This window comes from Vibrio sp. CB1-5, assembly GCF_059412285.1.
The window spans coordinates 133449-159793 of the sequence record NZ_JBJHPB010000003.1 but is presented as its reverse complement, the minus strand read 5'-3'; the positions used below and the strand labels follow the sequence as shown (position 1 = coordinate 159793).

The following is a 26345-nucleotide window of genomic DNA, read 5'->3' as shown; positions in this document are numbered from 1 at the left end:
TCTGATTCCAATTTTTACTTAACCATAATAATTAAGTTAACAAATGAAGTGAGATTTTATAAAGGCTAAAAGTAGTATGAGTAAGCCTCTTTATTTTATGTAAGTTATTAATCTATATTAGTTTATTTGGTTTTTATGGACTGATTTATTTAATGAGAAATGGGGTGGACGCCCCGGTGTTATTCCCAGATATGATGACCAATATCTGGAGCGCCGTAAATCGGCAGACTCGTAGCGGTAGAGTTCTAGGTGACTATCATAGAATTACGCCATATCAAGCATTAGAGGCCATTACCATTCATGCTGCATATCAGAACTTTGAAGAAGACAGCAAGGGCTCTATTGAAGTGGACAAACGTGCAGATTTTGTGATTCTTGATGCTAGCCCACTTGAGGTTAACGCTGACGACATCAAACATATTACTGTGCTGGAAACCATTAAAGATGGAGAAACCGTGTTTGCATTTGAAAAGCAGGCGAATGACTAGATCTACCGTACGAGAATAGCCCTTACTAGTGACCAATCTATCAATTGTGGTGATGTTGGTTCCAAAAATGAAAGTGGAGATGGGCTTAGATCCCTAATCCACTAGCTTATATTTTGTTGCACCATTCGAATAAATCTGCACGCAAACCGTGTGATTAAAAATAACCGAAGGCAATATTCTTACGTAGTCGATGTTATGAGTTAGGAACGAATTGCCTAAATTGGAATTTGGCTAGACTGGAGAATGACACATGAAATATAAGACGATAGCAGCGTTTCTGCTGACAACGATGCTTATTGGAACAAGTACGGCTGCAATGGCAGCCTCTAAGGAACAGGGAAGCACCAACGGTCAACCTTTTAAGGCGTTGCAAGAGCGTATAGACGTCGTCCAAATGAATTTGGATGAAGCGATTGTGATACTGCAAAATCAGATAGATGAGTTGGTAGATAGCCAGGAAGATCAGGACAACGAACGATACCTGCCAGCTTCTGGACTGTACAGTATGTCAATCTTAGCCGCTATTGCAGTGGAAGTGGTTACAAGGCCACGGGCGGTGGTTTTTATGTCAGTGGCTCTTTAGGTGTGGGCCACATAAGACAAAGTCGACCTTATGGAAACGGATGGCTTGCAGGTGTTCGCTCTGACAGCGTAGTGAGTTCGAAAACACTCATTACTTATGTCGTGTGTAGTAGGGTGGTTAATTAGGTTTTTAAGCCTACCTTCGGGTAGGCTCTACATCACAGATCTCGTGCGAGATCTGCTTTCTTACAATGCGTCGTGAGAAAGTGCTTTTTCACAAGATGTTTGTTGTTGGGATAATCCTCATAGTCGCTCTTGTCGTGATTGCTGCGTTAGTTAGTCGGAGGTTAAACTCATTTTTACTAACACCATCGCGGCAAATAGCATAAGATACACGGCCTTTATCTAGCATTGAGCCACCAATTGTAATGACTGAAACCACAAAGCAAGCCACATTTACCGACCTTGGACTGATTCCAACCCTCGTTGAGCGCCTAGAAGCGTTAGAGTACAGCCAACCGACCCCAATTCAATCTCATACTATTCCTCAAGTACTTGAAGGACGAGATATTGTTGGTGGTGCTAATACAGGTTCTGGTAAAACTGCTGCTTTTGCGTTGCCGATCCTTCAAAAGGTCTATCAACAAGAAAGTTCAGCGAGTCGTCGTGGCAACTATGTGTCGCATCTGATTTTAGTGCCAACTCGCGAGCTGGCCTCACAGGTGGCTTACAATGTGAAATCTTACTCTTACCATCTAAGAGATAAGATCAAAACGGTTGCGGTCTTTGGTGGTGTATCGGTTAATCCTCAAATGCTCGCTCTTCGTGGTGGCGCGGATGTGATTGTAGCCACGCCGGGTCGTCTCTTGGATCTCGTTTCCAGCAATGCGATTAAGTTAGACCAAGTAAAAACACTGGTTCTGGATGAAGCGGATCGTATGCTAAGCCTAGGTTTTACCGAAGAGCTCAACAAGATCCTAGCGCTGCTGCCAGAGCAAAAGCAGACCTTGCTGTTCTCTGCCACTTTCCCTGAAAAAGTGACCACTCTGGCTCAAGGTTTATTGAACGATCCGGTTGAAGTTCAATTGCAAAGTGCTGAAGCCAGCACCTTGGTACAACGCGTATTTAGCGTGAACAAAGGTCAGAAGACGGCAGTACTTGCTCATTTGATTAAGGAACACCAATGGCGCCAGACACTGATATTTGTGAATGCGAAAAATGCCTGTAACCACTTGGCTCAAAAGCTATCAAAGCGCGGTATTACAGCGGAGGTTTTCCATGGTGACAAAGGACAAGGTGCTCGTACTCGCGTACTGGAAGGCTTCAAGTCGGGCGAGATCCAAGTGCTTATTGCAACCGATATTGCTGCACGTGGTTTAGATATCGAAAAATTGCCTGTGGTCATTAACTTCGATCTTCCACGCAGTCCTGCTGACTATATGCACCGTATCGGCCGAAGCGGCCGTGCTGGTGAAGTTGGTTTAGGGTTATCGCTTATTGATTATGATGACTATCATCACTTCAAAGTGATCGAGAAGAAAAACAAGCTTCGCCTAGAAAGGGAGCAAGTCGCTGGATTTGAAGTAGAAGACGATCAAAGTGAAGCGTACTTTGCGCCAATGAAGCCACGAGCGAAGCCCGCTGGCACTGGCAAAAAGAAGACAAAACGCAGTCAATAGAATGAAGACAGTGGCTGGTTGTGAGTTCACTTTCTAATCTGCCGCCTTTATCAGAATTTCAAACGCAGTTTTTAGGCCTTATTTGATGCATCAAGTAAGGCTTTTTTGTAGTTCAATAGGCTTTCAAATAGCCAAATCAATTCTAGCGTTTCTTTGATCTTACAAAGAGTATCTAGCAATCGCCTTATCCCCAGATTGGGGAATAGGGACATCGTTCTAATCAGATTAACATTGTTTCTATATCGTTAAATAAATGTGACTCAGTAAGGGTGAGTGGTGGTATGGGAAGCAACATAGATCTAGAACAGTACTATGAATCATACGGTGAAGGGTGCCCGATGGTAATGATCCATGGTTCTTATGCAACGACGTCTACTTGGAAGCGAATGTTACCGCTTATTCCCAAAGGACACCGCTGTATTCTCATCAAACTACCTGGACACGGTGGTGCTTTGCAGCCGAATGATTTTGATTGCGCTATGGTGGAAACTGAACTTAGCATCATCGAAGCGATTATTGCGAAAGAGTGCAAGGAGCCAATCCATTTGGTCGGACACTCTTATGGTGGTGTCGTAGCGTTAGCTCTGGCGCTAAAGAAACATGTAAGAATTTCAAAACTCAGTTTGTTTGAACCTGTAGCAACATGGGTTCTGGAGCTAGAAAATGATCGGCCTATGATGAAGGTTGTTGATGATTTTTTGCACGATTACCTATCGTCAGTAGAGAAAAATCAAGATGAAGCGTGTAGCAAGGTTATTGATTTTTGGAGTGGCAGGAGTGAATTTGCTCATTTTCCAGACCAAGTAAAAAAGATGATGGCAACGCTGGTGAAAAACAACGTTCGCCATTGGGATATATGCACCACTTTCCCTGAAGAAGGTTTCGACCTTGTGTCCATGAACGTTCCGACAGACATTGTGTTCGGAAGTCAATCCAATACCGTGGCGCATGCTATCGCGGGCCATCTAAATAACTTACTCCCTAACGCTCGGTGCACTCAAATCAAAGGTGCGAGTCATGGCTTAGTGGGTAGTCATCCAAGTGATTGTGTTGAAGCTATGTTCTAATGCGAAAAGCACTTTTTGATGTTCACCCCGCGTCTCGCGGGGTGACATTGATGGTGTTTCCAAATCAATCTAATGCTTGAAAAAGCACGCTCTTAGGCAGTTGAGCTCTTTTGTGTTTCAAGTAGAGAGTAAATTGTCTAGTGTTATCTACGTGGTGGACGCCCGCGCCCTGAGCGCTTTTTAAATGCAGTGGCCGCTTTTGCTTGTGATTTAAGAATCGATTCAACAGTGAGTGCCATTGGCTCTTTTGGTTCAAGGCCGTGTGGGAAGGTACGTGCTCTTGGCGGAATGTTGTATTCTTCCGCGCTCGCTCTTGGCATCCGCTTAAATCGGTATAGATAAAAGTTCTCTAACTTTTCTCTCGCCCACTCAGTTTTCTTTAGGTACTTCACGCTACTCGCAATCGTAGGCTTAGTATTAAAACAGTTGAAGCGCATTGCCGTATCTAGAATGTCCCATCCATAAAAATCCACCAACTCTTGCAACATGGTTTCAAGCTTTAGCCCGTGCAGTGGGTTGTTTTGTTGCAGTTCAATTCTTTCTTCGTCAGTCATCATTTTAAGGGTCTCACTTATCAATGGGCGGAGTGTAGCAAACTGTGCCGCGCAGAGATATCTATAAGAAGGATAGGGTAGCTATAACCAGTATAGTGGCTTAAATCGTTTTCACTGTTAAACGGTTCTTATTGTCTCGATTTGCGATGACCTTTTCGTGGTCATCGATCGTGCCCATGGTTTTCGCTAGGCGGTCATACAAAACCACATTCACTGTCGCAGCGAGATTCATGCAGCCATTCGTCGGCACATAAACCACGTGATGGGCTGTATCGACGATCTCTTGTGGTAGTGAACCATCCTCGGGGCCAAATACATAAATGGCTTTCTCAGGGTGTTCAAAGTGAGGCAAAGAGCTCGCACCTACAGCAAACTCAATACAAACGATTTCTACGTCATTGGCCAAGTCCGCGGTGAGATTTTCCTTCTCTACCAAAGCAATTTGTTTTTGAATGTTTTGGGTATCGGTTTGAAACTTAACGGCTCGGTTATAACGCGTGCCGTTATAACGCACTTCGCTAGCTTCATAACACCCCGCCGCGCGCATTACTGCGCCGACATTGGTTGGGCTCTTCGGGTTATGTAGGCCGATAACGACTTTAGACTTTATTGTCATTGCTGTTGTACTACTTACTTTGTTTGGTGGTTGGGGGGAGTAACCCTTAGGGGAGGGGATTATGGATCTAATGGGGTGAAAATTCTATGTTTGAGTGTTGGTATTTCAACTAAGTCGCTTAATTAAAGGCGTGACTCTCTTTGTTCTAGGTACTATTAATTTACAAAAATGCATTGAAACAGCTAAAGAAACGTCGATAGAAGAGATACAATAGTTGAGTTACGATGTCGCAACATCGGATAGTCATTCACAGAAGCCTCAAAGAAGCCTCAAAGAAGCCGCATATGTCCAACAACCAAGAATTCACCGCAGAATATACACTCAACAAAGCGTTTTTTGCTGAGTGTTACGAGCAAACCAGTAACCCAACTGAGTTCCCTAAATCTTACTACAAAGCCGCGCTATTTCTTCTCTTTGGTTCGGTATTGGTTAAGTTTGAGCTACTGCCTAATGGCTATGTAGGTTGGTTCTTTATTGTGTTGAGTTTTGTTGAGGCTTTAAGCGTTTACTTTAAAAGAGGCTGGTGGGTGTGGCGTCAGAACATTGGCTCGACTGCCGGAAGTAAAGTGGAACTTAAGGCCGATGCCAAAGGCGTAACTTATAAAAGTGGTAACGTTAATAATACCATTGCATGGAGTGATATCGACCAACTGCAGCAAAGTGATTTAGGGCTTATCCTTCACATGGGTAAACAGCGCCAATACGTCAGCAAATCTTGCTTAAGTGATGACATGCTTGCTTTTATGGTCGAACAACATTCCGCAACAAAAACTGTGCGATAGGCCTTGCATCCCGACACCTACCTCCAATCCCCCTCAGGACCTCCCTCCTTTAATCCCAGTAGTAAACAAAGGAAATGGTAGCTAGGTATTTGGAAAGAGAGATATGGCATCAATAGCCAGAGCGGATTGTCACTTCTTGATTTAGGGACATCTAATTGCATAAAGATCATGCTAGCTGTTGTACTCTACGACTAATGTCTAACTATCTGAGGCTATTTGTTTTTTTTCGTTTGGTATATGGTACTAGCGACTGTATTTCAAGGTTTCATGACGAAGAGTCAGCCAACTCTTTAAAGTAGAAAAGAGTGAGAAACGATTCGCTTAACCTTTGTGCAGTGAACCATAACGTTTGCTGGTACAACACACCATAGAGTGTGAACGAAAGGAATCACAATGAGCAGTATTTTAGAGTCCAAACATATACGAACAGATAAGCCTCAAGCCAATGAGGGTGAGCTCACCTACGAACAACAACATAAACCAAGATCAGAATTTTCATCCCGAGAACAGTATTTAGAGCACGAGTTACAAATCATGGCGCCTAAACGCTGGCGTCCCAATTTGCCTTTTAAAGACTATCGACTTGAGGTCGAGGACACTATCCCTGCGATGGCGGCGACCATTGGTAAAGTGGTTATGGTGGGAGCTATTGCCGCAACGTTTGCTGGCGCGCTAGGGCTTAATGAGGGCTTTGTTTTAGAAAACGTGCGTTATGAACTACTCATAGCTTCTGTTTTTATAATTCTTTTCTCCGGTTTTCTCTTACCGACTGCTAACCTCGCCGGTACACACGGCCCGCTTATCCCCCTAATCCCCATTGTTGTAGCAGCCGGGGGGCATCCTATGGCGTTTGGTTTGTTGATTGGCGCCTTTGGCTTAGTCTTAGCCATCAGTAAAGGTGGCAGTATGTTGGCCAACCTCACCAGTAAAGGGGTCTGTGGCGGGCTATTGCTCTACTTAGGTTTTGTTGGAACCGCTTCTCAAGTTAAAAAGCTGTTCGCTTGGGCTGAGGGAATCGGAATGAGCCACATCGCTTTTGTCGTGATCTTCTGCACCATTATTTTATATGCCTTGTTGGAACATTTTCGTAAGCGCTGGCTTGCCGTTCCGCTTAGTTGCTTGCTAGGTGGGACATTAGCGTTTGCTATGGGTGCTCCGTTCTCTTTTCAAACCGAGCCTGGTTTACCCAACATGAACCCTATGTATTGGTGGGGAGAAGATACTGGCTGGATGCTAGGCCTACCAACGCTTGAGCACTTCATGGTGGTATTGCCGTTTGCTATTTTGGCAGTGGCGATGTGGTCACCGGATTTTTTAGGCCATCAAGTGTTTCAGAAAATCAGCTATCCAGAGCGTACAGAAAAAGTGCACATGAACATCGACGATACCATGACCACGGCATCAATTCGTCAAACGTTCGGCTCTCTGCTCGGTGGCACTAACTTTACTTCTTCGTGGGGCACTTATATCGTGCCAGCAGCAATTGCTAAACGACCTATACCAGCAGGCGCATTGCTAACGGCACTGTTCTGTATCATCGCCGCGGTTTGGGGGTACCCAATGGATCTAGCGATATGGCAACCTGTCCTGTGTGTGGCGCTCATTGTTGGGGTATTTGTCCCGTTGCTAGAGGCAGGAATGGAAATGACGCGTGAAGGGAAAACCACACAATCAGCAGCAATCGTCGTGTTTTCATCGGTGCTAGTTAACCCCGCATTTGGTTGGTCTCTCACCATGCTGTTGGACAACTTAGGCTTGGTCGGGTGTAAAGAACGTAGCGGTGAACTCAGTAAAATGAGCCGTTGGGTGCTGCCTGGAATCATGTTTATTGTGCTAAGTAGTGTGATGGCGTTGGTGGGCTTGCTTCCTGGGATCCCAGCGATTATTCCTAGTTTTCGTTAGTAGGGTTGATAACCCTAGATTATGGCTGGAGGGTTCTTTCTAGCTTTATAGAAACGGTTTAGTTAAGTGGGTCTAAACCGTTTCTGCACCATATAGTGCTTAAAGCCATCTGCAAGATTACCGTCATCCCCTTGAAAAAGGGGATCTCACTCAGCGCGTCGAGAAGCTAACTTACGTGACTTAGTCAAATATTTTCAGTTACCTACACGCAGTAGGAGATCCTCACTTTCGTGAGGATGACGGCTACTTGGGGTATGTTAAATACGAACGGACGTAAACTATTTTTGTCCAAGGGTGGTTTGTAAGTAGGTTGGGGTTATGACTCTATTATTCCTTGCTCTCAAAACCAAAAAGCGAACCACAAAGGTTCGCTTTTCAATTTCTAGAAGTTAACCAACTTCATTAATCTTCATAGTTCTCAATCGAAGGACAAGAACAAATCAGATTACGGTCACCGTATACGTTGTCGACACGGTTCACCGTTGGCCAGTACTTCCAAGCTCTCTGGTGAGCAGACGGGAAGCAGCCTAGTTCGCGAGAGTATGGGCGGTTCCATTCCTCTTTTGAAAGGTCAACTTGGGTGTGTGGTGCGTTCACTAGTGGGTTGTTGTCTAGTGGCCATACGCCGTCTTTCACTTGTGTCATTTCTTCGCGGATAGCGATCATCGCTTCGCAGAAACGGTCTAGCTCTTCAAGATCTTCTGACTCGGTAGGCTCAACCATGAGTGTGCCCGCAACAGGGAACGACATAGTTGGCGCGTGGAAGCCGTAGTCCATTAGACGCTTAGCGATGTCTTCTTCGCTGATGCCAGTTTCTTCTTTCAGCGGACGAATGTCGATAATACATTCGTGTGCTACGCGGCCGTTGGTGCCACGGTAAAGAACAGGATAGTGTGGAAGTAGACGCTCCATCACGTAGTTTGCATTTAAGATAGCGACTTTCGTTGCATCCGTTAGACCAGTTTCACCCATCATCGCGATGTATGCCCACGAGATTGGTAGAATTGAAGCGCTGCCAAGATCGGCTGCAGACACTGCGTAGTCTTCGCCTTCAACACCGTTTTCGATGTGACCTGGTAGGAATGGTGCTAGATGTGATTTAACACCGATAGGACCCATACCTGGACCGCCACCACCGTGCGGGATGCAGAAGGTTTTGTGTAGGTTTAGGTGCGATACGTCTGAACCGATGAAGCCTGGGTTCGTTAGACCAACCTGAGCGTTCATGTTCGCACCATCTAGGTAAACCTGACCGCCAGCTTCGTGAACCATCTCGCATACTTCTTTCACATGCTCTTCGTATACGCCGTGCGTAGAAGGGTAGGTGATCATGATGCTTGATAGATTATCACGGTGCTTCTCGATCTTCGCTGCTAGGTCGTCAGTATCGATGTTGCCGTTGTCGTCACACTTAACGACAACTACTTTCATTGACACCATAGACGCCGTTGCAGGGTTAGTACCGTGCGCAGAGCTTGGGATCAGACACACGTTACGATGACCTTCACCACGGCTCTCGTGGTAGCGCTGGATCGCGATTAGACCTGCGTACTCACCCGATGCGCCTGAGTTAGGCTGAAGTGAGAACTCATCGTAGCCTGTAATTTCACAAAGCTTCTTCTTAAGGTCATCCGCTAGGGCTGTGTAGCCTGCTGCTTGATCAAGTGGTGCGAATGGGTGGATAGAGCCAAACTCAGGCCACGTTACCGGAATCATTTCTGCGGCTGCGTTTAGCTTCATGGTGCAGCTGCCTAGTGGGATCATGCCGTGCGTCAGTGAGAAGTCTTTGTTCTCTAGCTGTTTTAGGTAACGCATCATCTGTGTTTCACTGTGGTGAGTGTTAAACACAGGGTGGGTTAGGTAGCGAGAGGTACGACGACAGTTTTCAGGAATCGCTGCAAACTCGTTGCCAGCAATTTCTGTAGATAGAGCTTCAACGCTCTCTTTTACTTCAAATACAGCAAATAGAACATTGATGTCTTCGATAGTCGTTGTTTCATCGAAGCTGATACCAATTTGGCCTTCTAGCTGACGAAGGTTGATGTCAGAGGCTAGCGCTTTTTGAACCAGCTTGTCTGTGTTGTCACCAGTGTTAACGGCAATGGTATCGAAGAAGCTGTTGTGAGCTAATTCATAGCCTGCTTTCGTTAGACCAGCCGCTAGAATTGCTGTCATGTGGTGCGTACGGCGAGCGATAGTCTTAAGACCTTCTTCACCATGGTATACCGCGTAGAATGCTGCCATATTGGCTAGCAATGCTTGCGCAGTACAGATATTCGATGTCGCTTTCTCGCGGCGGATGTGCTGCTCACGAGTCTGCATTGCCATGCGCAGTGCTTGATTACCGTTGGTATCGATAGATACACCGATGACACGACCTGGCATAGTACGCTTGTGCTTATCTTTGGTTGCCATGAACGCTGCGTGTGGACCACCGTAGCCCATTGGTACGCCAAAGCGTTGTGCGGAGCCGATAACTACGTCTGCGCCCATCTCACCAGCTGGCTTAAGCAGTGCTGAAGCAAGTAGGTCAGTTGCAACGGTAACAAGTGTTTTGTTCGCTTGCGCAGCAGCGATGATGTCGGTTAGGTCGCGAACTTCACCTGTTGTGCCTGGGTATTGAACGAGCGCGCCAAATACGTCTTGTTCTGGAAGAGATTCTAAGGAACCTACTTGTACTTCAAAGCCGATGAACTCAGCACGAGTTTTCACAACTTCTAGTGTTTGTGGGTGAACGTCATCGGCCACGAAAAAGACTTTGCTCTTGCTCTTACCAGCACGCTTACAAAGCGTCATCGCTTCTGCTGCTGCCGTCGCTTCGTCAAGCAAAGATGCGTTCGCAATCTCCATACCCGTAAGGTCCATGACCATTTGCTGGTAGTTAAGCAACGACTCAAGGCGACCTTGTGAGATCTCAGGCTGATATGGCGTGTACGCCGTGTACCAACCTGGATTCTCTAGAACGTTTCGCAGAATCACATTTGGTGTGAAGGTGTTGTAGTAACCCTGACCGATGAATGTGCGTTTTACTTGATTCAAATCCGCGAACTTTTTCATTTCTACCAGCATGTCCGCTTCGCTCATTGGAGCGTCGAGCGTCATTGGTTGTTCTAGGCGGATTTGCGCTGGGACAGTCTCGTCGATAAGCGTGTCTAGGTTTAGAACGTTAATCGCGTCCAGCATTTTCTGTTGGTCAGATTTGTTTGGCCCATTGTGGCGAGCAACAAATTCGTTTTGTGTGCTTAGGCTGTTGAGTAATTCAGTCATGGTTCCTTTACCTTCTCAAAGATCCTCTGCGAGATCTTTAAAAAAATAAGCTGCCCAACCGCAGGCAGCTTATTGTGAGTGTTGCTTATTCGTCTTCGATAGACGCTAGGTATTCTTCAGCGCTCTTAAGATTGTCTAGCTCAGAAGCATCAGACATTTTCACTTTAACGATCCAGCCACCTTCGTAAGACTCTTCGTTGATAAGCTCTGGGCTGTCTTCTAGCTCTTCGTTGATTTCAACGATTTCACCTGTTACTGGTGCGTAGATGTCAGATGCTGCTTTTACAGACTCAACGAGAGAGAAGCTTTCACCTGCTTCGATTTCGTCTTCTACTTCTGGTAGGTCAACGAATACTACGTCACCTAGCATTTCTTGAGCGTGCTCTGAAATACCGATAGTCACAGTACCGTCACCGTTGTCGCGTACCCATTCGTGGCTGTCAGAAAACTTCAAAGTGTTGTCCATTGCTTTATCTCCAAAATTAAGGATGTTTTGTTCTTTAAGTGTAGAGCGGGAAGCGAGCGCACAGCGCCTTCACTTCTTTACGTACGCGTTTCTCGACCTCTGGATTGCCCTCTGGGCTTTCTACTAGGCCGTCTAACACGTCACCAATCCACTCACCAATGAGTTTAAATTCTTCAGTGCCGAAACCACGGGTGGTTCCCGCTGGCGTCCCTAAACGAATACCCGATGTAATCATAGGTTTTTCTGTGTCGAACGGGATGCCGTTTTTGTTACATGTGATACCGGCACGCTCTAAGGCTTCTTCAGCTTTGTTACCTTTGAGTCCTTTCGGACGTAGGTCAACCAGCATAAGATGAGTATCAGTGCCGCCAGTCACGATGTCGCAACCGCGAGTTTGCAATACTTCAGAAAGTACTTTTGCGTTCGCGATCACTGAATCGATATAAGTTGAAAATTGTGGGCCTAGCGCCTCACCGAACGCAACTGCTTTTGCCGCAATCACGTGCATCAGCGGACCGCCTTGAAGACCCGGGAATACCGCTGAGTTTATTTTCTTAATGATGTCTTCGTGGTTAGTAAGAATCATGCCACCACGCGGGCCACGCAGTGTTTTGTGCGTTGTCGTGGTGACAACGTGTGCGTGCGGTAATGGACTTGGGTGCGCACCTGTCGCAATCAGACCTGCGATGTGTGCCATATCGACCATTAGGATTGCGTCAACTTCATCCGCGATTTCACGGAACTTAGCGAAGTCGATAACGCGTGGAATCGCACTGCCGCCAGCGATGATCATTTTTGGCTTGTGTTCAACAGCTAGAGCACGTACGTCGTCGTAGTTAATCTCTAGGGTTTCTTTGTCCACACCGTATTGAACGGCATTAAACCATTTACCAGAAAGTGCAGGGCGCGCTCCGTGAGTAAGGTGACCACCGGCATCAAGAGACATGCCCATGATGGTGTCGCCAGGTTGAAGTAGCGCCAGTTTTACTGCGCCGTTGGCTTGAGCACCAGAGTGCGGTTGAACGTTTGCGTATTCGCACTTAAAAAGAGACTTTGCACGTTCGATAGCAATAGCTTCTACAGTATCAACATGCTCACAACCACCGTAATAGCGACGGTTTGGATAGCCTTCTGCGTATTTATTGGTTAGGCAAGTGCCTTGTGCTTGCATAACTGCTTTGGAAACGATGTTTTCAGAAGCAATTAGCTCGATTTGGTCATTCTGGCGAGCGAACTCTGCTTGGATTCCGGTGAACACAGCATCGTCTGTCGCAGACAAGTTGGTTGAGAAGAAGTTTTCTAGGCTGTGATTTGGATAGCTTTTTGAGTACTGAGCATTCATGGCGGTAAACCTTCCATTGTTCAATCGACGTTTGTGTTTTTCATGGTGTCGATTGCGTCGTGTCTTAGTACTGTAAGAACAGGCAAACTGTTCAAAACAGCGGCGCGAATTAGTCCCAATAAGTAGGACAAAAATCATTCAGTAAACGTGCTGTCGAGTAAAGGACTTCCGTTGACTCACCAGCGCGTAAGTGCATCTCTTCATCTAACAAGCCGATAACATACCTCTGTCGGCTCAAACAATCAATCAGAAATTTCCTATAGGAAACACAGTTTCCGAAAATGTTACCGAGAGCACGCTTTATTTTTATACTTGGTCTTTAATATAGAAGTCGCTTCATGCAACAATGAATTTGCAAAACAGGAAGTCATGAAAAAGAAGGATCGCATGTCAGAAGACATCTATGATGAGTATCCGTCCTTAACGCTGGCTCGTGAGTCAGTGGACGAAAATATAGAGCCTCTCAAACTGGGTGAACGCATCAAGGACATTCGTTCTAAGATGGGACTCACGCTTGAGGAAGCGAGCCAGCGAACAGGGCTTGCGCGCTCGACACTGAGTAAGATTGAAAACGAGCAGATCTCTCCAACCTTTCAGGCGATGCAAAAACTGGCATCAGGTCTGCATATAGACATGCCGCAACTCTTTGAACCACCAAAGAAAAAGGTCGCAGCGGGTCGTCGTGACTTTACTAGGCGAGGTGAGGGGAAACCCCACCCAACACCAACCTACGAACACGAGCTTTTGGCAACGCAATTATCAAACAAGAAGATGATGCCATTCAAAAGCACAGTGAGAGCGCGCGCTTTTGAAGAATATAGTGATTGGGTAAGGCATGATGGTGAAGAGTTTTTGCTGATTCTGTCGGGTCAAGTCACCTTCTTTTCCGAGTTTTATGAACCGATGACCATGAGCGAAGGGGACAGTGTTTACTACGATGCAAACATGGGCCACATGCTCATCTCAACCAGTGAAGAAGACGCCCATATTCTTTGGGTGACGGCGAAATAATCATCAATTGATTGAGTTTCGTATAATGAAAGCAAACGTTTGCTTTGTTGCGAAAATGCTCTGAACTAGCGCGGTTTTGACGGTAAGGTCGTCGAAATGGCGCTTTTTTATTGACTTTAATTCTGTGAATAGGATGTTAAGTGTCACATTTTGCGGTGTTTGTATCTTGTTAAATGAGAAAAATACCCGCATTCTTGTTCACTATAGGAAACATGGTTTCCTGGTGGTGAACTCTTCACCATTCAGGTTACTCATTTTATGGATACCGATTGAATCCATCGAGCGTGTGTAAGTCAGCAAACTTGCGCAGATAAAGATAGTGAACCACTCACCTTACAACAGGAGCAGGACTCACTGAAATGTGGTCCAACCCAATGGAGATTACAATGGCTCAAGAACAAGCAACCCAAGATCTATTGAAAACACCTTTGCATGCATTACACGTAAGTGTTGGCGCTAAGATGGTGCCATTTGCTGGCTACGATATGCCAGTACAATACCCATTGGGTGTTAAGAAGGAGCACCTTCACTGTCGTGATGCTGCTGGATTGTTTGACGTGTCGCACATGGGACAAATTCGTCTGCACGGTGCAAACGCCGCTAAAATCCTCGAAACATTGGTTCCTGTCGATATTATTGACCTGCCAGCGGGTAAGCAGCGTTATGCGTTCTTTACTAATGAGCAAGGCGGCATCATGGATGATCTTATGGTGGCAAACCTAGGCGATCATCTGTTTGTTGTCGTCAATGCGGCATGTAAAGAGCAAGATATTGCTCACCTTCAAGCACACCTTGATGAAGGTGTTGAGATGGAAGTGATCGAAGATCGCGCTCTGCTTGCACTGCAAGGTCCTAAAGCGGCTGAGGTTTTGGCTCGTATTCAGCCTGAAGTGGCTGATATGCTGTTTATGGATGTTCGTAAATTGGATATTAATGGCGTTGAGTGCATTGTTAGCCGCTCTGGTTACACGGGCGAAGATGGCTACGAAATCTCAGTACCGTCTGAGAATGCGGAAGCTCTTGCACAAGCGCTAACAGAATATGAAGAAGTAGAATGGATTGGTCTTGGTGCGCGTGACTCGCTTCGCCTTGAGTGTGGTCTGTGCTTGTACGGTCATGATCTAGACACAACGACCACGCCTGTAGAAGCAAGTCTGCTGTGGGGCATTCAGAAAGTGCGTCGTAATGACGGTGAGCGTGCGGGTGGCTTCCCAGGCGCGGATATTATTCTGAACCAAATTGAAACCAAAGATGTGGCTCGTAAGCGTATAGGTTTGATTGGTCAAACTAAAGCGCCAGTGCGTGAAGGTGCGAAGCTGTTTGATGCTGACGACAACGAAATTGGTATCGTAACCAGCGGCACAGCAGGTCCAACGGCTGGAAAACCAGTGTCTATGGGTTACGTGAGGACTGAGTTTTCGGCAATTGGTACAGAAGTGTTTGCAGAAGTACGAGGTAAAAAGCTTGCTATGACAGTTGAGAAAATGCCGTTTGTGCCGCAGCGTTATTACCGAGGCTAATTGAGCTTCAGCGTAGATTGACTACTAGGGTTAATTTCTTAATCTGAGCGTCACCCAAAAGCACCACTGTCATCCAGTGGTGCTTTTTTGTATGAATTTTGTCATGCTGTGAGAAGTGCAAAAAAACGTGATTAATAAGGACGTTACTATTGCACCTAGATAAAGAATGCTGCTCTATATGCAGCATCATGACACACATGACAAGGAGTACCGTTTCGTGTTGCGACGTTTTTCTACCCGTGGTGCAATTGCCGCTGCGGTTTTATCGACTAGCTTTTTCGCACTTCATTCTAATGCAGACCCAATAATTGCTGCTGAAAATAGTACGTCGGTTGCACCATACATCGTTAATGGAAATGTAGCCGATATCGATGACTATCGTTCATTTGTGTCTTTATTTTCGGATCCCGTTGCCTATACAGATTACTTGCTTGAAGGGCCTCTTTGTGGTGGCACTTTACTCAATCAAGACTATGTATTAACCGCTGCGCACTGTTTTTACGGCAGTGATAATGCCGCTCGCTGGAACCAATTGTTTACTGTTGCGGTAACCAAGCTACAGAATACTGATAATGCCAACAGTGCCGAGCGATTGCGCATTGCTGAAATCTATCTTCACCCGGATTACAGAGATGGGGAAGATTATCTTTGGCGCAATGACATTGCGATTTTGAAACTGGAAACGCCTGCCTCACTTGGCGAGCCTGTCAGTTACGGTTCTCAAAGAGATTATCGCTACCAGCCAGCAAGCTTTGTGGCTGTAGGGCATGGTGATACTCGTTCTCACGAAGATGATTCTACGCAGCTACTTAAGGTGGCACTCAACTATGTTAGCAATAGCCAATGCCAAATTTTTGGTTTGAACGGCGTACGTGATGACTATATTTGTTTTTCTGGCAGTTACAGTGACGTAACTAACTTGAATGGTGGCACTTGCCAAGGAGATTCCGGTGGACCTGTGTACTGGAATGATAACGGACATTTGGTGCAAATTGGTATCACCAGCTTTGGCCCTTCAACATGTGGTGACCCTGAACTCCCTGTAACTTCTGTGTTTACTGAAGTAGCACAGCATTATGATTGGATTGAAAGTGTGTTAGCCGGGCACGAGGTGCCAACTTATCACCCTACAGAGCAAGAGCGCGTTGAGTTTGGTGAAAAAGTATCACCAAAGCCCAACACGGTAGACGGGAATGGTGACGGTGGTGGCGGAAGCTTACCTTGGATATTCTCAGCGCTGCTTGCTTATGTCGGTTGGTCAAGACGAAAGCTGGTCGCTGGATAGATTTTTCAGAAGTTATATTTGGTGATAACGCCGAGCTATTTGCTCGGCGTTTTTGATCTTCTTTGACTCATTGTTAAGACATGCCTAATCGAACCTACTATATCGTTCGTAACACCCTATACTGAAACTGAGAGCTAAATCACGTTAACACCCACAGATTATTCAGAAAAGGAGATTCCGAATGAATCTAAACGTGAAACTAGGGTTGCTTACAAGATTGGTGCTGCCGCTAGGTTTGGTGGCGGGTTTAGTGCATGCCGAAAGTAATGTTTCTCCTGAAGGCGAGGGAGCCCCAAAGGTTGACATCGCCCCAATGATAGTGAATGGCACTAATGCGTCGATCTTAGACTTTCCATCTTTCGTTAGCCTTTTTATTGATTCGTTGGAGTACGACGGACGTTATTCCTCAGGCGCCTATTGTGCCGGCACGCTACTTGATAGCCGCCATGTTCTGACTGCAGGACATTGTTTATCGAGTTTTAATAGTTATGACGAAGGCGCCGTATTGTTCACCAGTGCTGTTGTCGGTCTGGAGAACGAGAACCAATTTCTTAACGCCGAAAAACAGCGCGCTGAAGCGGTGTTCTTCCACCCGAGCTTTGAAAACAACATTACCAAACTGCTTCCCAATGACATTGCAATTATTCGTCTAGAGAACTCTGTGTCGGGGGGAAGCGCGGTTTCACGCGCCAGATCTACAGAGTCGAGTCAATATAGAAGTCGGCTCGCCTCATTCGTTGCGCTAGGGCATGGTGACGTGGAATCGGGAGTGGCTGGCACCAATATTTTGCAACGTGCGGATCTATTTTGGGTCTCCAATGCTACCTGCGCTAACAACTTTACCAACGGTAACTTCCTAACAGATAAGCAAATTTGTTTTAGTGGTGCGACTTCTATTGTTAATGGTCTGAAAGCAGGCACATGCCAAGGTGATTCTGGAGGGCCTATCTACTGGAATGATAATGGCGTGTTCAAGCAAGTCGGAATAACCAGTTTTGGCCCTGCCGAGTGCGGTGATGCGACTTCAGCAGTGACCGCAGCATATACTGAAATTGCGGATTACGCAGGCTGGATTGATAGTGTGCTGAGTGGTCAGCAACTACCCACTGTGACAGTGACTGAGCAAGATCGCATCGAATATTTAGAAGCGAACGGCCGCGTTATTTTTCAGGGTGGAACAGTTACCTCTGGTGGCGGTGACGGAGGCGGTGGAGGTGCTTGGTCTTGGTTGCTGTCGTTGAGCCTGATAAGCCTGAGTTGGCTACGCAGACGAGTGTTTGCTTAAGATAAAAAAAGCGCTGCGAGTGCAGCGCTATTCAAAATGCCTTGTATAGGGGGCGGCATCGTTTAAATTTGTTGTTCCATTAAGCCGCAGCCAGCGTTTTCTCATCAGAGCGACGTTTTAGGAACGCATAGGTAAAGCCTGTTACTGCAGTACCAGCCGCAATCGCTACTAGGTACATCAGTACTGGTGAGATTGCACCAGGAATAAGCAGAACGAATAGACCGCCGTGAGGTGCCATTAGTTTCGCACCGATTAGCATAGATAGTGCACCTGTTAACGCACCGCCAATCATGCATGAAGGGATAACGCGTACAGGATCCTTCGCTGCAAATGGAATCGCACCTTCAGAAATAAAGCACATACCGAGTACGAATGATGCTTTGCCTGCTTCACGCTCACCTGCTTCAAACTTATCTTTCGCTAGGAATGTTGCTAGACCCATACCAAGCGCAGGGACCATACCCGCTGCCATGATAGCAGCCATAGGAGCGTATGTTTGAGAAGCCAGAAGACCAACACCAAAGGTGTAAGCGGCTTTGTTTACTGGACCACCCAAATCGAAACACATCATTGCGCCTAGAAGTACACCTAGTAGAACCGCATTAGCGCTACCCATGTTGTTTAGGAAGTCAGTTAAGCCCGCCATAATGCCAGATACTGGACCGCCAACGATGTAAATCATCACAAGGCCTGTGAACAAGCTCGCCACAAACGGAATGATTAAGATAGGTTTCAACGCTTCCATTGATTGTGGAAGACTGACTTTATCGGCAATCAGTTTCGCTGAATAACCTGCTAGGAAACCAGCCACAATACCACCGAGGAAGCCCGCGCCTGTAGAGCTTGCCAACATGCCGCCAATAAGGCCTGGAGCTAGACCTGGGCGGTCAGCAATAGAGAACGCAATGTAGCCAGCGAGTACTGGGATCATCAGAGCAAATGCACTGCCGCCACCAATGGTCATAAGTGCTGCTGCAAGCGTCCCCTCTTCTTTAAACGCTTCGATACCGAATACAAACGATAGCGCAATGATAAGACCACCAGCAACAACGACAGGAAGCATGTGAGATACACCGGTCATAAGGTGCTTATACACGCCTTTCTTCTCTTCGGCTGCACCAGACTGGCTTGCACCAGCGGTATGCTTGTAAGGAGAAGCGTCAACCAGTGCTTTATTGATTTCTTGTTCCGCCTTTTTAAGAGCAAGGCCAGTACTGGTTTTGTACATCGGTTTGCCGTCAAAACGATCCAGTGGAACTTCAATATCCGCTGCGATAATCACTAGATCCGCATCGGCAATTTCTTGGGCCGTCAGTTGGTTCTTCGCACCGACAGAGCCACGAGTCTCCACTTTAATGGTGTGACCCATGCGCTTAGCTTCGTCTTCAAGCGCTTCTGCTGCCATGAAGGTGTGCGCCACGCCAGTAGGGCAGGCTGTGATAGCCACGATTTTTTTCGCGCTGCTTGATGTGTCTGCTGCCTTAGCAACTGCCACACCTTGCTCTAGTTTGGTCGCTTTTTCGATAGCATCAGCAAGGAATGCTTTTGGATCCGATGTGCATTCGGAGATGCTCGCTTGATAGACTTTTTTGCCTACGAAGCGCTGAGTATCTACTGGTGCGTTAGCGGCCACAACAATGACGTCAGACTCGTTAATTTGAGCCTCTGTCAGAGTTTGTGTTTCCACCACACTAGAATGACACTCGACATTCGCTTCGTGTCCGAGTGCTTTTGCAGCTTGGTCTAAAAGACCTGCCGCGATAATGCTGTTTGCTACGCCACTAGGGCAAGCGGTAATAATTGAAATTTTCATAGGTTCGACCTTCGTGTCCATTTGCCACAAGAATCTAAGCCAAAGGCTTAGGTAAATTAGTGGCTAAGCTTTTGTAACTCTATTTTTTGTTGTAGGGATAAAACTTCTTCCACACTCGCAACACCGACGCCTACTTGGCTCACTGCTAGCGCAGATAAGGCGGTTGCAAAAGAAAGTAACTCTGTTTTTGGCTTAGATTGCATATGACCCCAACATAGGCCTGCAACGAGCGTGTCACCAGCACCAACCGTGCTTACGACTGACATTCTTGGTGGCTTTGCTTGTAGCCATTCACCGTTTTCTAACCACAGCACACCTTCAGCACCCATCGAAACCACGATGTTGGCAATGCCCTTGTCAGAAAGTGACTCGGCCGCCTCTAAACACTGCGCCTGCGTGGTGAGGTGACGACCAACAAACTGTGACAACTCTTCATCATTGGGCTTGATTAGCCAAGGTTTTGAATCGAGTCCTTTAGCTAATGCGTCGCGGCTGCTGTCGAATAGGACGCGCTTACCGTTTTGCTGCAGATGCGCAATCCAACTTGCACATTGCTCCGGCGTGATACCGCGTGGCAAACTGCCCGCGAAGACAAAGTAATCGTGCTCTGCCATGAGCTCGTTGAGAGTTTGTTCAAATGCGGCGATAGCCTCCGCGTTAACTTCAACACCAGGGAAATTGATGTCACTAACGTCGCCGCTTTGCTCAACCAGTTTGACGTTGATGCGAGTAGAGCCTGCTACGCGAACAAATTTGTCTTGCGCGCCCATCTCAGCAAACAGCTGGCAGAACAGCTCTTGGTTATCGGTACCAAGAAAGCCAGTCACTGTGACTTTAGCGCCTAAGTCGCTAAGCACTTTGGCTACGTTTACGCCTTTCCCTGCTGCGTGCAACGATCCTTGGTTCACTAGGCTGACGGAACCTTTGTTCAAAGTCTCTAGACTGCCAGTGAGATCCAGTGCTGGATTGAGTGTGATGGTGACGACTTTATTTGTAGTGGTCATAACAGATTCCTTAGCCTTCACCTAGACCCGATGCGATAGCTTTACCAATCGCTTCCAATGCTTCTGCAGCATCTGCACCTTCAGCGCTAAACTGAAGCTCATGACCGTGTTTCACGCCAAGAGCGATAACTTTCATCAGGCTTTTCGCATTAACCGCTTTGCCATCGCCATTTAGGTTAGACACCTTGATAGACGATTCGAATTTCTTCGCTTCAGCCACTAACATAGCACCTGGACGAGCATGAAGGCCGTGAGCATTCTTGATCTTGAATACAGCAACGTTGCCTTCTTCAGCGCCTGCCGCTTGAACGTCTTCGCCAGTGAAGAAACCAAGCACTTGTTCGGTAGAAAGTGAGATCAGCTTGTCCTGTTCTTGCTTGAATACCAGTTCAGTAATTTTGTCCAGCATTGGTTGGTGAGCATTGTTGCAAGCGGCAAAAGCGATTAGCGCCTGCACTGGCTTGCCGTCTAGTTCGCACTGATTGATGGTAGAAACAAACGCCATACCAGTTCGTGTGACCGCCTTATCACTGCTTACTAGCCATAGACCTTTACCAAGGTGAGTAGGGGACTTAGTAACGAGATCAGCAACGAATTCAGCGCCTGCGCCACCGGTGTTTTTAAGTAGGCCACCAGCAACCGCTGCCATCTGAACCATGTCGCTTGCTGGGAAGTTAAGTTGGATTAGTGATGCATCAAAGTCCGCTTCAAGCTGCACGTCACCGTTAAGCAGGGCAATGATGTCTTTCTCGCTCTTAGCCTGCTTTAGCTTTTGTTCTACACCGTCAGCCGAAAGGATCTTCGTTAGCTGCTTTAGGATACCTAAGTGCTCGTCAGACTTAGCTGCGATACCAATGGCGACGTACGCCACATTGCCATCGCCCCAATCTACGCCGTTAGGGAAGTGATGAACGGCAACGCCCGTTTGCTTAACCAGATCACGGGTATCGGTTGTGCCGTGTGGGATTGCAATGCCATTGCCAAGAAACGTTGAGTTTTGACCTTCGCGATTTAGCATGCCGTCAACGTAACCGTTTTGCACCAAACCCTTAGCGGTAAGGTCTGCGGCGATCGCTTTGATAGCGCTTAGTTTATTGTCGGAGGATTGATTCAGTGTAATCGTGTTCGTGTCGAGTTGAAGCATAGTTGCTCACCTGTTTAATTCTATTAAAGAACCGATTCATGTTGGCTTGATGCTTACTGCTTTAAGCGCAACTGAATCGATTCAGCAAAAATCTCAAAAAAAAGTCAGCAAGTCCTTTGCTGTTGTTTTGGTGGACTTTATTACGTTATTGCTCGTAATGATGCGTGATTCATAGCATCAGACTTGGCGCCACTTTAGCCTATGTTCAATTGCCTATGTTCACTGTCTTTCCATTATCAGTATGGACTAAGTTTTAAAACTGTGAACTTTGCTGAATCCTTTCAGCTTTGATACTGAACCGATTCAGCATATAATTCAATTCATCAGTTAGCTTGGGATTCATTTATATGATCCATCGCACAGAAAAGGATCGAAACATGACACTCGACGAGATCGCTAAACTGGCAGGGGTATCGAAAACCACCGCTAGTTACGTTATCAATGGCAAAGCGCAAAAATACAGAATTTCAGAAAAGACTCAGCGCAAAGTTATGGCCGTGGTAGAGGAACACAACTACCGACCAGATCACGCAGCATCATCACTGCGTGCGGGACAGAGTCGTTCTTTTGGTTTGATCATTCCAGACCTAGAGAACACCAGTTACGCCCGTATTGCTAAGTTGCTTGAACAGAACTCTCGCAAGGCTGGATTTCAAATATTGATTGGCTGCTCCGATGACGACCCACAAACCGAGAAACTGGTGGTCGATGCGTTGATTTCTCGTCGTATTGATGCATTGTTTGTCGCAAGTGCCATTACCGATGCCAGCGACTACTATCTGCCTATTCAGCAGCGCGGTACGCCAGTCATTGCGATTGACCGAAGCTTGGATGATGAGCACTTTAGCTGCGTGATTAGTGAAGATCATGGGGCAGCTTACGAGTTGACTCAATCAGTGTTAGATAACAAGGTTAATACAGTTGGCTTGATTGGTGCCCTGCCAGAACTAAACATCTCTCGAGAGCGTCAATTGGGATTTGAAACTGCGATAAAAGAAAAGCAGCTGAAATCTGTTGTTGCCTATGGTGACCACTTTAATAGTGATGAAGGCAAGCGAGTCTTTATGGAGTGGATAGAGCAGGGCAATATACCAGATGCATTGGTAACCACTTCTTACACCCTACTTGAAGGTGTACTCGATGTTTTGATTGATAAACCTGAACTGATGGGCAGAGTGAAGATTGGAACCTTTGGTGACAATCGTCTACTCGATTTTCTCCCACTACGCGTCAATTCGCTTCCGCAGCAGTTTGAACTTATCTGCGATAGTGCGCTCGAGCTAGCACTCAATGCGTCCGCCAAACGCTACAACCCCGGTGTAGAGTTGATTCCAAGAAAAATTAAGCTAAGAAATTAACTAAAAAGGGAGCCGCAGCTCCCTTTTTACTATTGATTCATTTGGACTAAAGCTGCTGTGCGCAGTTAATATCTCCAAGCGCCGTACAAATTTCTTTTTCGCGCTTCGCGTCGTCTTCCATCTTAGTACCAATTTCTTGGTTATTACGATATTCGTTTGATGGGGCACAGCCCGCTAGCACAGTCGCCAACGCTAAGCCCATTACCACTGCGATTTTCGAATTCATCGTGAACTCCCTGTTAATTTTTTCACAAATTTAACACTGAAGACGCGCCGAAACTAGAGTTTTATTGAATGTTTGGGCGCGACTGATGATTTCTTTACCAATTCAAAAAAGAGTGGGAACTAGTCTGACAGTGACTGCCCGTTACTCGAAATAACTCCTTGATACCAATAAAAACTCTTCTTACGCTTTCTTTCTAGAGTACCAGTGCCATCGTCTACGGCTTCACGCGCTTGCACTAAGTGATCGTTCAAATAGGCGATACGGTAGTCATCTTGGATTTCCCCGTTTTTGTCGATGACAACCTTCCTGTATCCGTTTTCCGTTGGTTATGCTCAGATGTGGTGTTACGACGCGTGATTGTTATTTGAGAGGATCGTTATCCGGCAGCGCGCTATGGAGCCAAAGTGCCAGCCGTTTTTTGATGTTTTGTCCATCTACTTTATCTTCCGGTAGTGGAACGATTTGGCGAACTTCGACTAAAAAGAGATACAGCGCCCTGGCTTTCATTGATTGACTCGCAGAAGGATCATGAATCGGGTAACCCTGCATGGCCGCCATTTTACACCCTACCTCAAGTGCCTTTTTGAACAACTTGTCTTCGTTTTCTAATTTCGCTGTCTTTGACATACATCGCCTAGATTCATCTGTGGGTGAGCTTAAACCCTAGCAGTTAAGTGTCGTGTTCACCGTTAAGTCATTCACTTTTTGATAGAAATGACGTTACTGTTTGTAAAAACTCGAGGTATGTCGGGTGAGGGAAGAGAAAAATGAAAAGCCTCGTGGATGCGAGGCTAGATAGGTTTAGTGACTCTTAATTTGATCTTTGATTGTCTTCTTAAGGTTTTGCATGAACTCTTTGAAATGAGGCATCAAGTCTGTGAACAATGGGTGCTTTCTATCTTGCATCATCATTGGCCCAAGTAGACGAATGCTAAGCCCTAGGCGAGTTGCTGACTGTTCATCTAGCCCGCTGCCTTGCTTCATTCTCTCAATGATTTCGAACATGTCTTCTCGATCTTCAATCTCGAATGTTAGCGTTTGAAGCTCGCGGTCTGCTTTGGTGCTTACTTCTTCAATGGTAATACGGTATTGGTTGTGTTTGCTGCTCATAGGGTTCTCCAAAAAAGATTACTGGATTAGCTTTTAAGAAACTTTTCTATTTTAGGTTTTATGGTCATCGACATAACGACCATGATTGCTAAGCCGATTGGGAGCGCGGCGATAAAGCCGTTAAACCATCCAACGGTAAAATCGGAAGCATCAGAAAATCCAACAGTGTTTGCTGCGGTTATAAACGCCATAAGAGACTCCATAAACACGGCCATAATTAGGCCTGTCACTAAGTTGCGAACATGGTCGCTTTTTTCTGGAAGGAGTGTGCTTACGACTTTGGTCATCAGTGCCATCATTCCCATGCCTACGGGCGTCATTACTGTGGCGGCAAGAGCAAATGAAGATAGCCATTGCTGAATGAATGTGTTACCTAGTCCGACATTCATGTATGTCATAACTGCGGTGAGTGTTCCTCCAATTAGACTCATGATACTTACCATGACGAGTATTTTAAGAAGGATAGGTGTTTTCTTGTTGGTCTCTAGAGAGGCGTTTGACTCTAATGGACTCAGTGTTGCTTGTGTCGTCATTTCGTTTCTCCAGTCTTGAAATAATTTCGATTTAAGTTGATAATGTCAACTATAAACTCAGTAGTTGATAGTGTCAACTATATTTTGGAAAGGATCGATCATGCCTGAAAACACGTCTTTGGAATCTGTCTTTCGTTTAGTTCACTCGCTTAAGCGTCAGATGGCGGAGCAGATAGAGAGCCTCGACTACGATATTGCTCCCATGCATATGCGAGTCATGAAGATCATCACCAAAAAATCACCCTGTACGTCTATCGATATTGCGCATTATTTAGACAGGGACAAGGCGCAGGTTACAAGGTTGATCAATACGCTGATAGCGCAGTCTCTATTGGTTAAAGCACCAAACCCAAGTGACAAGCGAAGTCATTTCTTGGAGCTTACAGAAGCAGGGCAGAAGGTCATGGCCAGTTTGGCAGCTATTGATAAACAGGTACTCGCAACGATGGCCCGGGGGCTAAGCAAAGAAGAGCTAGATAGCTTCAATACCACCGCTGAAAAAATGGCTAAGAACCTAGAAGCGAGCCAGTAAAATAAAGGCACGAGCAAGAAACCATCCAGTGTACTGCAAGCTTGGTACATGCAAAGTCAGTTGATGCCGGTGGCGATCACGGAATGAGTATTAATATCGCCCCATTTCAATAGCTCTACTATGCTTTTGGTGTAACAGCTCTAAAAGCGATAAGGAGAATGACATGGACTGCAGCTCACTAGCCATCACAATGGATATAAACGGTAGCAAACTGGTTCTTGCCTGGGGACCTAACCAAACGACAGCTCAATGCATCAAGGACTATCACAACATCCAGGCTGACCTAAGTGCACAATCGTATATGCTTTCGGTAAATGACCATAAAAACGCGTCACTCGAAAAACCGATCAGCGCTGAAAAAGCCAGTTCGCTAATGGAACAATGGCAGGCCATACAAAATGGCATTGATCAGGATTTGGATGTGCATTGGTAACCGAATGTTATAGAAAAGCTTAAACTAAAGCCAAAGCTAAGCTTTGGCTTTTTGCTGCTAGCCGCTTCCATAAATATTTATGTAGCACGTTGATATTGTATGGTTTGTTCTTGTAGAACGAGCTGTAGATCTTAGTCTAACGATTGAATTATAAATAAGTATTTTATGTTGCCTTGATGTTTAATTTTGATATATATCTCTAGTTTTGTCGGGTGGGTGTGATTTGATTCCGATAATAGGCGAGATATATCTAGAATCCCACACTTTACGCCTTCCCCTTTTCCCTAAGAAATAAAGTGTAAGTCACACTTTTTTAAAGTAAATATTGCTCACTTGTTAATTGTAACTAGTTTTTTGAGTAGCGCTCAATTTTCTGAGGTTGAGTTTGGAGCGGAGGGATAGGCAC

The 26345-nt window shown here is 46.0% G+C and carries 25 protein-coding genes and 1 pseudogene; 13 read left to right on the top strand and 13 right to left on the bottom strand.

The window, feature by feature from the left end:
• Positions 1 to 152: 152 nt before the first annotated feature.
• The 4 genes from ACJB0T_RS03395 (at position 153) to ACJB0T_RS03380 (ending at position 3756) form a co-directional block, all read left to right on the top strand.
• Positions 153 to 488 (top strand): amidohydrolase family protein, encoded by a 336-nt coding sequence (locus ACJB0T_RS03395; protein WP_479292876.1) that lies wholly within the window; start codon positions 153 to 155, stop codon positions 486 to 488.
• A gap of 250 nt (positions 489 to 738) precedes the next feature.
• Positions 739 to 1071, top strand: coding sequence for a hypothetical protein (locus tag ACJB0T_RS03390; protein WP_479292878.1), 333 nt, complete (start codon positions 739 to 741; stop codon positions 1069 to 1071).
• A gap of 367 nt (positions 1072 to 1438) precedes the next feature.
• Complete coding sequence (locus ACJB0T_RS03385) at positions 1439 to 2689, top strand: DEAD/DEAH box helicase (RefSeq protein ID WP_479292880.1); 1251 nt, start codon at positions 1439 to 1441, stop codon at positions 2687 to 2689.
• Positions 2690 to 2970: 281 nt separating this feature from the next.
• Positions 2971 to 3756 carry an alpha/beta fold hydrolase gene (locus tag ACJB0T_RS03380; protein WP_479292881.1) on the top strand — a complete coding sequence of 262 codons (786 nt, stop codon included), beginning with the start codon at positions 2971 to 2973 and terminating at the stop codon, positions 3754 to 3756.
• 143 nt (positions 3757 to 3899) lie between these two features.
• Here the strand turns inward: ACJB0T_RS03380 and ACJB0T_RS03375 are convergent, their stop codons facing one another.
• Both ACJB0T_RS03375 and ACJB0T_RS03370 read right to left on the bottom strand, forming a co-directional pair.
• Entirely contained in the window at positions 3900 to 4313 is a 414-nt protein-coding gene (locus ACJB0T_RS03375; RefSeq protein WP_162631522.1) for a VF530 family protein, read from the bottom strand.
• Positions 4314 to 4410: 97 nt separating this feature from the next.
• A complete protein-coding gene (locus tag ACJB0T_RS03370) occupies positions 4411 to 4926 on the bottom strand; it encodes an RNA methyltransferase (RefSeq protein WP_479292883.1) in 516 nt (171 codons plus the stop codon).
• Positions 4927 to 5210: 284 nt separating this feature from the next.
• On the opposite strand from ACJB0T_RS03370, the gene ACJB0T_RS03365 reads away from it, so the two are divergent.
• Positions 5211 to 5708 (top strand): YcxB family protein, encoded by a 498-nt coding sequence (locus tag ACJB0T_RS03365; RefSeq protein ID WP_479292884.1) that lies wholly within the window; start codon positions 5211 to 5213, stop codon positions 5706 to 5708.
• Between the two features lie 393 nt (positions 5709 to 6101).
• The gene (locus ACJB0T_RS03360; protein ID WP_479292886.1) at positions 6102 to 7610 is read left to right on the top strand and encodes a DUF3360 domain-containing protein; all 1509 of its coding nucleotides are present in this window, start codon (positions 6102 to 6104) and stop codon (positions 7608 to 7610) included.
• Positions 7611 to 8012: 402 nt separating this feature from the next.
• On the opposite strand, the gene gcvP is transcribed toward ACJB0T_RS03360, so the two are convergent.
• The 3 genes from gcvP to ACJB0T_RS03345 form a co-directional block, all read right to left on the bottom strand.
• Positions 8013 to 10877, bottom strand: a complete 2865-nt coding sequence (gene gcvP / locus ACJB0T_RS03355; protein ID WP_479292888.1) for an aminomethyl-transferring glycine dehydrogenase — start codon at positions 10875 to 10877, stop codon at positions 8013 to 8015.
• 85 nt (positions 10878 to 10962) lie between these two features.
• Positions 10963 to 11343, bottom strand: coding sequence for a glycine cleavage system protein GcvH (gene gcvH / locus ACJB0T_RS03350; RefSeq protein WP_042470057.1), 381 nt, complete (start codon positions 11341 to 11343; stop codon positions 10963 to 10965).
• Positions 11344 to 11377: 34 nt separating this feature from the next.
• Positions 11378 to 12685: a serine hydroxymethyltransferase gene (locus tag ACJB0T_RS03345; RefSeq protein WP_479292890.1), complete on the bottom strand. Its 1308-nt coding sequence runs from the start codon at positions 12683 to 12685 to the stop codon at positions 11378 to 11380.
• Between the two features lie 387 nt (positions 12686 to 13072).
• Here ACJB0T_RS03345 and ACJB0T_RS03340 point away from each other — a divergent pair, with 387 nt between their 5' ends.
• The 4 genes from ACJB0T_RS03340 (at position 13073) to ACJB0T_RS03325 (ending at position 17786) form a co-directional block, all read left to right on the top strand.
• Complete coding sequence (locus tag ACJB0T_RS03340; RefSeq protein ID WP_479294528.1) at positions 13073 to 13696, top strand: helix-turn-helix domain-containing protein; 624 nt, start codon at positions 13073 to 13075, stop codon at positions 13694 to 13696.
• Positions 13697 to 14082: 386 nt separating this feature from the next.
• Positions 14083 to 15216, top strand: coding sequence for a glycine cleavage system aminomethyltransferase GcvT (gcvT, locus tag ACJB0T_RS03335; RefSeq protein WP_479292891.1), 1134 nt, complete (start codon positions 14083 to 14085; stop codon positions 15214 to 15216).
• Positions 15217 to 15433: 217 nt separating this feature from the next.
• On the top strand, positions 15434 to 16501 hold the full coding sequence (locus ACJB0T_RS03330) for a S1 family peptidase (RefSeq protein ID WP_479292893.1): 1068 nt from the start codon (positions 15434 to 15436) through the stop codon (positions 16499 to 16501).
• A gap of 181 nt (positions 16502 to 16682) precedes the next feature.
• Entirely contained in the window at positions 16683 to 17786 is a 1104-nt protein-coding gene (locus ACJB0T_RS03325) for a S1 family peptidase (protein ID WP_479292895.1), read from the top strand.
• Positions 17787 to 17865: 79 nt separating this feature from the next.
• On the opposite strand, the gene fruA is transcribed toward ACJB0T_RS03325, so the two are convergent.
• The 3 genes from fruA to fruB are packed head-to-tail and all read right to left on the bottom strand — an operon-like array spanning position 17866 to position 21747.
• The gene (fruA, locus tag ACJB0T_RS03320; protein ID WP_479292897.1) at positions 17866 to 19599 is read right to left on the bottom strand and encodes a PTS fructose transporter subunit IIBC; all 1734 of its coding nucleotides are present in this window, start codon (positions 19597 to 19599) and stop codon (positions 17866 to 17868) included.
• Between the two features lie 56 nt (positions 19600 to 19655).
• Positions 19656 to 20603 carry a 1-phosphofructokinase gene (pfkB, locus tag ACJB0T_RS03315; protein WP_479292898.1) on the bottom strand — a complete coding sequence of 316 codons (948 nt, stop codon included), beginning with the start codon at positions 20601 to 20603 and terminating at the stop codon, positions 19656 to 19658.
• Positions 20604 to 20613: 10 nt separating this feature from the next.
• Positions 20614 to 21747, bottom strand: coding sequence for a fused PTS fructose transporter subunit IIA/HPr protein (gene fruB / locus ACJB0T_RS03310; protein ID WP_479292900.1), 1134 nt, complete (start codon positions 21745 to 21747; stop codon positions 20614 to 20616).
• A gap of 377 nt (positions 21748 to 22124) precedes the next feature.
• Here fruB and cra point away from each other — a divergent pair, with 377 nt between their 5' ends.
• Positions 22125 to 23105: a catabolite repressor/activator gene (cra, locus tag ACJB0T_RS03305; protein ID WP_479292902.1), complete on the top strand. Its 981-nt coding sequence runs from the start codon at positions 22125 to 22127 to the stop codon at positions 23103 to 23105.
• Between the two features lie 46 nt (positions 23106 to 23151).
• Here cra and ACJB0T_RS03300 read toward each other — a convergent pair whose 3' ends face one another.
• The 5 genes and pseudogenes from ACJB0T_RS03300 to ACJB0T_RS03280 all read right to left on the bottom strand — a co-directional run bounded on the left by ACJB0T_RS03300 (position 23152) and on the right by ACJB0T_RS03280 (position 24974).
• A complete protein-coding gene (locus tag ACJB0T_RS03300; RefSeq protein ID WP_479292904.1) occupies positions 23152 to 23331 on the bottom strand; it encodes a hypothetical protein in 180 nt (59 codons plus the stop codon).
• 119 nt (positions 23332 to 23450) lie between these two features.
• Positions 23451 to 23651 (bottom strand): annotated as a pseudogene (locus ACJB0T_RS03295) (family 1 glycosylhydrolase); the annotation flags it as partial.
• Between the two features lie 40 nt (positions 23652 to 23691).
• Positions 23692 to 23958 (bottom strand): DUF5062 family protein, encoded by a 267-nt coding sequence (locus ACJB0T_RS03290; protein ID WP_479292906.1) that lies wholly within the window; start codon positions 23956 to 23958, stop codon positions 23692 to 23694.
• Between the two features lie 174 nt (positions 23959 to 24132).
• Positions 24133 to 24441, bottom strand: a complete 309-nt coding sequence (locus ACJB0T_RS03285) for a DUF3861 domain-containing protein (protein WP_479292908.1) — start codon at positions 24439 to 24441, stop codon at positions 24133 to 24135.
• A 26-nt stretch (positions 24442 to 24467) separates the two neighbouring features.
• Positions 24468 to 24974, bottom strand: coding sequence for a DUF2798 domain-containing protein (locus tag ACJB0T_RS03280; RefSeq protein WP_479292910.1), 507 nt, complete (start codon positions 24972 to 24974; stop codon positions 24468 to 24470).
• Positions 24975 to 25074: 100 nt separating this feature from the next.
• Here ACJB0T_RS03280 and ACJB0T_RS03275 point away from each other — a divergent pair, with 100 nt between their 5' ends.
• Together ACJB0T_RS03275 and ACJB0T_RS03270 are read left to right on the top strand one after the other, a co-directional pair.
• The gene (locus tag ACJB0T_RS03275) at positions 25075 to 25506 is read left to right on the top strand and encodes a MarR family winged helix-turn-helix transcriptional regulator (RefSeq protein ID WP_479292912.1); all 432 of its coding nucleotides are present in this window, start codon (positions 25075 to 25077) and stop codon (positions 25504 to 25506) included.
• A gap of 163 nt (positions 25507 to 25669) precedes the next feature.
• Complete coding sequence (locus tag ACJB0T_RS03270) at positions 25670 to 25939, top strand: hypothetical protein (protein ID WP_479292914.1); 270 nt, start codon at positions 25670 to 25672, stop codon at positions 25937 to 25939.
• Positions 25940 to 26345: the final 406 nt, after the last annotated feature.